Below are 7,984 nucleotides of genomic sequence, written 5' to 3' on the forward strand. Positions count from 1 at the left end.
TGAATATAAAATAAAAATCAGCGAAACAAGTTACTTGGATTATAGTATGGGGCAACCAGCCTGGACGGAACATGAGTTGCTTGAGGTAATCTCCAAAGAGAAAAAAGCCTCGGAGGGATTACCGAAACACTTTATTCCGGAAGCATTTTATAAAGACAAATTTCTGCCTGAATACAGATATGCGGTAGAGGCTGATAACAAAGAGGTGATTGAAGAGGATTTGAAGAATAACTCGATTCTGCCATTAGACTATCACTATTTCTATTATGGCAACAGTGAAGGACCGAAATGGCTCGCAATAAAAGATGACACTAATGTATTAGGACCTGGTCTGATAAAAAGAACCAATAAAACTCAGGAAGAATTTCCCGAAGTGTATAATATGTTACCATCCGAAGGACAAGTAGATGGTTTTATGGAATGGGCATTCCTGGATGAAGGAGGGAATGAAACAGGCTATCCTTCATTTGATGTATTTTTAGGATATTCTGCAAGATCAAGAGAAGCAGGAGTAACATCAAATCTTTTCTATCTATACAAGGACCTGACAACACATTATAAGAGCAAATACCCGGAAGCAGGCGTAAAAGCGGTTGTAGTTTCTTATGCCATTGAAATAAACTGACATGAGAATCAAGGCTTTACTTCCACCTTCACTTCCTGAATGTTCCGAAGCTCATCGCTGAAGTTTACGCCAATCTTGTAGACCGTACGGCTGTCTTTGGCAAAAGGTGCGGCATAGTCTTTCTCCCGAATCTGGGCCAGGGCCTCGTCTGCACTGCCGTTCAGCTTGAATTCCATAATGTACACGTAGTCCTGCGTCTGGAGCACCAGGTCAATCCGACCGCGACTAGTATGGTATTCCACCTGCACATAGAAGCCCATCAGCTTGAAGATGATGTAAAGTATGTTCTGGTAATGCACCTCACGGTCGCGCGCCAGCTCGTAAGGGATGTCGGCAAACATGGTCTTTAACCGTTCGAAGAAATCGTCCACCTTACCGGCCATCACTTCCTCTACGAAGCACTGAATCTGGTAGGGCGACCTGCTTACGCTCACCGATGCATAGTTGGGCAGCAGGAACTTGAAGAAGCCCTGTTCCACCTCGCGGTTGGGGAACCCCAGCGTGTAGTTCTCGAACATCTTGTTGTAGCCCTTAATGGTGAGGTAGCCGCTCTGGTAGATAACCGGAATCGGGTCGGTTGAGGCCGTATCAATACTGTCCAGCACCGGCTGGCTGGTGACGATGTGTTCCAGTTCTTCTATCGGATAGTGGTGGAGCTTGAGCAGTTCGACGAGGTAAGTCGGTGTGCCTGTTTCAAACCAGTAGCTGCCGAACTTTTTCTTCGCAAACGTATTGAGCAGACTGAATGGATTGTACATACCCACGGCATTTTCCGTGAAATGATAGCCATCGTAATTAGATTTCAGCTCTGCACAAGTCTCTTCATAAGTCAGGCCTGTAGCTGTAGCCAGCGCATGAATGTCTTCCTCAAAATACGTATGGATTTCCTTCTCGCTGATGCCGCAGATTTCCACGTAGCGGTCGTCCATGGAGATGTCCATCAGGTTATTCAAATCACTGAACACGCTGACCTTACCGAACTTGGTCACTCCCGTAAGCAGGGCAAAGCGGATGCAACCGTCCATGGATTTCAATGCTCCGTAGAAGGCTTTCAGGGTGCTGCGGTATTCGTTCTGCAAGGCTTCATTGCCGATGGCCTGGAGCATGGGCTTGTCATATTCGTCGATGAGAATCACCACACGGCGGCCTGTCTGCTCGCAGGCACGGCGGATGATGCCCTGAAAACGCCGGGCTACGCCGATTTCACTGGAAGATGCTCCATAAAGCGCTTCCCAGTTCTGCACGTTTTCCTCCAACACGTTGGTCAGCGATTCCGGCGTATCGTATTTCTGTGTATTCAAATCCAGGTGCAGTACCGGATATTCTGTCCAGTCCTTCTCCAGTTTCTCCAGTGCCAGTCCCTTGAAAAGCTCTTTCTTTCCTTGTGCGTAGGCTTCAAGGGTCGACAATAGCAGGCTTTTTCCGAAGCGTCGCGGACGGCTCAGAAAATAGTAACTTCCTGTATTGAACAACTGATAAATCAAGGCGGTCTTATCGACGTATTCATAACCACCCAATATCACTTTTTCAAAGTTCTGTACTCCTACCGGATATAGCTTGCTCATAACCTCTGGATTTTGATTCTACTGCGAATGTAGTAATTTTCAGCGAACATTCAAACAGGCCAGAAACAGGAAACGGAAAAGTTGGCCGGAAATTTTCAGTTTATTCTGCTACTTTCTTCACCACCAGCGTATGGCTATTGGCATCTCTCCATTCTGCCAGGAGGGCATACAGTTCCTTGTAATTCGATGGAGTCTGCAACTGGCGGCTGATGCGCAGGCTACGGGTCACTTTCATGCCTTCTTTCGTGGGCTGGTAACTGAATACTACTTTTCCGCAGGCATTGCTGATTTCCTTGTTGGCGCGAGGAGTTGCTTTCATTCCTTCCGGCAGGCAGACAATGGTCTCTAACGTGCAGTTCATAGTTCTCGGCAGAAGGATATTCTCGGGAATGGTTGTATTGGCAGCATACGCATAGAGCGTGCGGGCCGGTGTCGGGTCGTTCAGTGTCACGATTTCCCATCCTTCGGCAGGCTGCTGCAACTTCTTTTCGTCCACCTTCAGGGTGTCGGTCTGCTGCATTTCCTTGGCTCCTAAATAAGCTTCCATTGTCAGTGGTTTTCCATCCAGATTGGCCACCGTCAGGAAGGGTTGCAGATTGGCTTCTTCGGTGCCTGTCAGGGCGACCTTCTCGGGCATCAGCTTGCTTTGGGCTACCAGCGATACGATGGTAGACAGTCCTTGGTTTTCAGCTTTTGACGGACGCAAGGCACACACGGCTACTTCCGCTTCCAGTCCGGCTGCCTGCTGCAAGGTGACATCCAGGTTCACCAGTTCTGCCTGGGTACCGTAAACTGAACGGATGACTTCCGATGCCGGACGGAGACGGTAGCCGGCATCCTGCAGTGATACGCCGCAACGTCCCAATTGATACAGTTCGGTCATGTAGCGGGCGATGGCGTTGCGGACTGCCTGCGGATTGTCTTGGATGCCTCGGGTCAGTTCGGCTACCTTTGCTTCAATAACGGAGCGGCTTCCGGGCTGGAATTGTGCTTTCAGGCTTTTCAGGGCTTCATCGTACTGCGACCAGGTAGAAGCTATGAAGACAGGCATCATGCCGCTGGCTACCGCTTGTGCTTGCCCCATATTTCCTCTTGCGGAAGGATAGGCGTATGGACGGGGTTTCACTTCCTTCAGTGTCCAGGTGAAGGACTTCATTCCGTCTCTTTGGGCAATGGATGGCTGGGCAGATGCGTTCAACAGTTCATAGCGCACTGATTTGCCAGCCGGCACGTTCAGGCGGAAGGTGAATTCCTTGATGGGAGAAAGTTCCTTGACCGGACAGCAGACATCGAGTTCCGGCAGGTAACCGGCTTTGCTCACAATAGAGTAATCCAGCACGATGGTGGCACCTAATTCAAGTCCGGTGTGCACCACGACCATTTCCTTCAGCTGGTTATAGGCCGGTGCGTTGGCAGCTGCGGCAGGCAATACCTCTACGAAGGCATTGGCGGGTGTCTGAACCACGGTGCCATCTTTCTGACGGGTGTAAGACGCGTGAATCTCCAGCTTCTGAAAATCGGGGTTATACACGATAAATGTTTCTCCGTACAGGCCGTTCATGGCGGCATGGGTGAACAGGGTGAGTTCCTTTTGCACCCGCATCTCCTGGCAGCCGTCGGCACGCAGGGTGTACGTTTTTGAAAGTTTGCGGAATTCTGCTTCCGATGCGGCGCTGGACGGCAGCACTGCCAGCAAAAGTATTCCTATGATTCCTATGTAGATTGATAATGTTTTCATTACGCTTCGTTTCTTGTTAAAATTCTCGTATGAGTGGTTATTTCTTTACCACAATATATTCTCCATATTCCTTGGCAGTGTTTACCGCATTCCGGAAACTGTCCCAGTCGGATGCTTCGTAGACCCGTTTCTTCAGGCGCAAGGATGTTTTCACCTGCAACTGGTTGCCGTTTTGTCTCATGTATCCGGTGAATCCGGCTCCAGAGCCGTCCATCTGGTCCTGCTTTTCCTTTCCTTGCCATTCGTATCCGGCAGGAAGTTTCAGGTTTTCTTCCATTTCTACCAGACGGGAGCAACCGTCCTTGAAACCGTAGGCCCGTTTCTCCAGGCTGGTATCTATCCGCAGGTAGGAGAGGACTTGCGTGTAAAGGTTATTCAGCACAAAGGGTTTGAAAACCATTTCTCCCTGGTCGCCTTTCAGCGCATATTCCGGAATCTCGTAGCGGAACGTAATCCGGATGGGGGCACGCTGGTAGTCTTTGGGTGTCCGTCCGTAGTCCACGCTTTTCAATCGGGCTTTGGGCGATACGTTCAGCAACTGGCGTTCCATGGTATGTGCCCATTCGCTCTGGAATCCGGTGGTGAAGATGCGGCGGATGTTGTTGTCGCTCTGTCCCTCGGCTTCGATGGTGAAGGTGCCTTTCAGCGTGCCTTTTTCATCGAGGGTGTTTTGTGCCTTGATGCGTACGTAATGGTTTTCCGGGTCGGAGATGGGAGTCAGGCACAGGTCGGTGCCTTCCGGTGTGCCCGGCAGGTAATTCTGCTGCTGTTCGGCACTGCTCCACAGTTCCCGGCAGAAAGGTACCCACGTGGGGTCGAGCGGCATCATCGTGCCGTCACTGAGTTTCACCACGGCCACGCAATGATTGAAATGGTCGGCCGGAATGGTCTCCACCCGGCTGCCTGCCATGGTCATGGCCGGAAAGGCTTCGAATCCTGCCATCCGCAGGAACGCAATCAGTGTGCCGGCAATGTCCTTGCACACGCCGCAGCGGTCTGTGTAGTTCATTTTCAGGTTGTGCAGGGTGAATCCTTCTCCCTTTCCCATGGAGATACCTGCATAACGGATGTTGTCGGCTACCCAGTGGGTGAGTACCGCCACTTTCTCCAGTTCGGTCTTTTTACCCCGAATGAGTTCGTCTACTTTCTTCTGGGCTTCTGGAATGGCGGTGAAGCTTCCGTAGTCTTCGTTGACTCCGTAGAACCAGCGTGACTTCTCTTTCCAGTCGGCGGAGGTAGACATCATCAGCTTTGGTGCGGCGTCATAGAAATCGACCATGTTCGGTTCCCGACGGAATGGTAGGATGGCATCTTTGGCGAAGGTGTAGACTTTCCGTCCGTCTTCGTAACGCATGGAAGAAGCGCAGTCGCCTTGGTAGAACTGGAATTGCATTTCTTTTTCGGCCGGCAGACTGACGCGGTACACTTTGCGCAGGGTGGGGTCGGCCGACCAGAAGGGCACGATGTCGTAGAACTGTCCGCGCATGGGTGGGATGAAGCGGGAATCGTCTCCTGCCTGGGGTGAATCACCCAGCAAGGCGTATGTAAATCCTTTCTTGTCGATTTCATAGTCGATGATGTCGCCTGGTTGCAGTGTGCCCAGTTCCAGCATAATCTGGCGGGCTCCCCAGTAGATGGCTCTGGCCGGAGCGGCATAGTCGCAGGCCTTGGTCACATCGACCGATGTATATGTTCCGTCGGCATGGTAGATGGTTACTCGCTTGAAGGTGGCTGCTGCCGTCAGCGGGTCGTAATCGTACTTCAGTACTCGTTGCTGCAAGGCTCCGGCAGACGTCTGTATCCGTATGGCCCGGCAGACCGCAAACGAACCCTGTCCGGTGGGCTCCACCATCACACTTGTACTGTCCAGTAAATTCACGCAAGGATAATCGGCATACTGCTTATCCAAAGAAACTGCCCCGCCGTTTCTCCACGACTGGGCATGTGCAGCCGTCCCTCCTCCTATCAGGAGGGCAGCACTCACAAAAAATAGTTTTGTCTTTTTCATATTTTTCTGATAGACTGCCTGATAATAAATAACGGTTTTAAAGGTAGGTATTCTTGTGTAGCTGACCTAACGATTGAGAGATTTATTTTTCTAGAACCTTTGTCATAGATTTAGCAATGGCGAAGGTTATTATATGGTATCAGGCTCTGAATCCGATGCGACGGATGGGCTGCGGTTCCAGTTTCACCACCTGTTTGCCGTGGAGGCGATTGCCTGCCTTCAGGACATCTTCCTTAGTGATGGTACGGAACAGGAAGGTATTGTCGGGAATGGAAGGCTGCGACATGATACGCTGGGCCATGCACTTGATGACACCCTGCTCTATCAGGTTGTGCAGCCAGCGTCCGTTGCCGAAATACTCGTCGCGCTGGGCAGTGGCTTCCGCAATCAGGGTGTACAGTTCCTTGTCCGCTTCGGGAGTCAGCTGGAAATTGCGTTTCTGCAAGAGACGGTGTGCCATTTCCATCAGCTCGTCCGCATTGTAATCGTCAAAGTAGAACTGGAGAGGGAAACGCTCCTGTAAGCCGGGATTGGTACGGAGCATCTGCTGCATCTTGTCCTCGTAGCCGGCCAGGATGATAATCATGTCGGGATTGGGTTCCGAGAGCACGGTGAGCAGGGCGTGAATCACCTCTTTCCCGAAATCTTTCGTTTCTTGCTTCGTGGTAATCAGGGTGTAGGCTTCGTCGATGAAGAGTACGCCTCCCCGGGCCTCCTCAATGGCTTGCCTGATGTGCTTTTCTGTCTCACCGATGTATTCGCCTACCAGTTTTGTGCGGCATGTCTCTATGGTATGTCCGCTGGAAAGCAGTCCCATCTGGTGATACAGCTGTCCGATGAGTTTGGCTACCGTTGTCTTTCCTGTACCGGGATTGCCTAAGAACAGCATGTGGTGGCGGTTGTCCAGTTCCGTGTCGAGTCCTAATTCCATACGCCGTTTCATGAAGGCGGCCAGCATCCGGGCCTCCCGCAAGTCTTCCTTCAGGCGGGTCAGTCCCACCATCTCCTGCAAAGCTTGTTCGGCATCCGATGGTGTATTGTCTTCGGGCAGTGGATTATCCTCGGTATGTGGGAGCGGCTTTTCTTCGTCAAATGGTAAGGGAAGATTATCTGCCGGAAAGTCTTTATCCGGGTTGTCGTTTTCTGCCTTGTCGGGTGTATAGATGGTGTTCTCTTCCGTGAAGATGCGGCTCATCGCTGTGCTGCATCTGCGCAACTGATAGGTACTGTCCATCGTACCGTAGAAGATGAAGATAGGACCGGAAGAAACTTTCTGTTCCATCAGGTTTCCTAACAGGTCAAGCAGATTGGATTCCTGCCGGGAGTACTCCTTGTAGGGTACCTCCACCAGTACCACTTTCCGGGTGTCCATCTTCTCTTGCAGGACTTTCCATTGCAGGGAACCCTCCAGCAATTCCTGTAGGGAGAAATGGCAGCAAAGAGCGGTCTGCTTTTCACAGAAATGGAGGGCCAGCAGGCGGGCGGCATATTTACGGGCCTGATTGCCTGAAACGAGCAGGTGAGGCACGGCAAGCTGATGGCTGTCGAGCGCATACAATGTTTCGAGGAACTGCTGGATGAGGTTCGAATCACATTGTTCCTGGTGCATCCAGGAGAACAAGGGTAGGAAACAGAAGGTCTCGGTAAAGTATTTTTCTTCGGGGCGGGTCTGGAAGTCTTCCACTTCGGTCTTGTCCCAGCATTCGTAGCTGGAATAGAGCTCCAGGAGCGTCCATCCCACCGGGCGTCCGTTGCGGTAGATGTAGATACGGTAGAGTCCGGCTTCCCATTCTTCTTCAGAGAGTATGTCGAACCGTACTTTTCGGGGTCTTTTCCCTTTCAGTGAACGAGTGTCACAGCCCAGCAGGCGGTATTCGCTGGAATACACCCGGATAGAAAGTTCCTGGGCATCGGTAAAACCATCGGGATGAGAGATTTCCACGGCGAGGTGGTTATTGGCATATTCGGGAGCACAAAGATTTTCAATAAAGGTGCGTGTAGCACGTAACATGACATTTTTCATATACAACAAACGAATTTTAAAATGA

5 protein-coding genes are annotated in these 7,984 nt (G+C 51.1%); 1 reads left to right on the forward strand and 4 read right to left on the reverse strand.

Annotated features, from left to right (window positions below; all coding sequences use genetic code 11):
* The coding region (locus ACMJ0U_RS04380; RefSeq protein WP_417128424.1) for a hypothetical protein at positions 1–625 on the forward strand (625 nt) is incomplete at its 5' end.
* Between the two features lie 8 nt (positions 626–633).
* Here ACMJ0U_RS04380 and ACMJ0U_RS04385 read toward each other — a convergent pair.
* From ACMJ0U_RS04385 to ACMJ0U_RS04400, 4 genes are all read right to left on the reverse strand, one after another.
* On the reverse strand, positions 634–2,190 hold the full coding sequence (locus ACMJ0U_RS04385; protein ID WP_417128425.1) for an ATP-binding protein: 1,557 nt from the start codon (positions 2,188–2,190) through the stop codon (positions 634–636).
* 100 nt (positions 2,191–2,290) lie between these two features.
* Complete coding sequence (locus ACMJ0U_RS04390; RefSeq protein WP_417128426.1) at positions 2,291–3,928, reverse strand: DUF3857 domain-containing protein; 1,638 nt, start codon at positions 3,926–3,928, stop codon at positions 2,291–2,293.
* 37 nt (positions 3,929–3,965) lie between these two features.
* Entirely contained in the window at positions 3,966–5,936 is a 1,971-nt protein-coding gene (locus ACMJ0U_RS04395; RefSeq protein ID WP_417128427.1) for a DUF3857 domain-containing transglutaminase family protein, read from the reverse strand.
* A 139-nt stretch (positions 5,937–6,075) separates the two neighbouring features.
* Positions 6,076–7,984: AAA family ATPase (locus tag ACMJ0U_RS04400; protein ID WP_417128428.1), on the reverse strand; the 1,909-nt coding region annotated here is incomplete at its 5' end.

Source organism: Phocaeicola sp. (genome assembly GCF_048170425.1).
GTDB lineage: Bacteria > Bacteroidota > Bacteroidia > Bacteroidales > Bacteroidaceae > Phocaeicola.

Excerpts from the sequence above, each read along its gene's own strand:
- ACMJ0U_RS04395 (WP_417128427.1), bottom strand. The coding sequence starts at position 5,936 with ATGAAAAAGACAAAACTATTTTTTGTGAGTGCTGCCCTCCTGATAGGA.
- ACMJ0U_RS04390 (WP_417128426.1), bottom strand. The coding sequence starts at position 3,928 with ATGAAAACATTATCAATCTACATAGGAATCATAGGAATACTTTTGCTG.
- ACMJ0U_RS04385 (WP_417128425.1), bottom strand. The coding sequence starts at position 2,190 with ATGAGCAAGCTATATCCGGTAGGAGTACAGAACTTTGAAAAAGTGATA.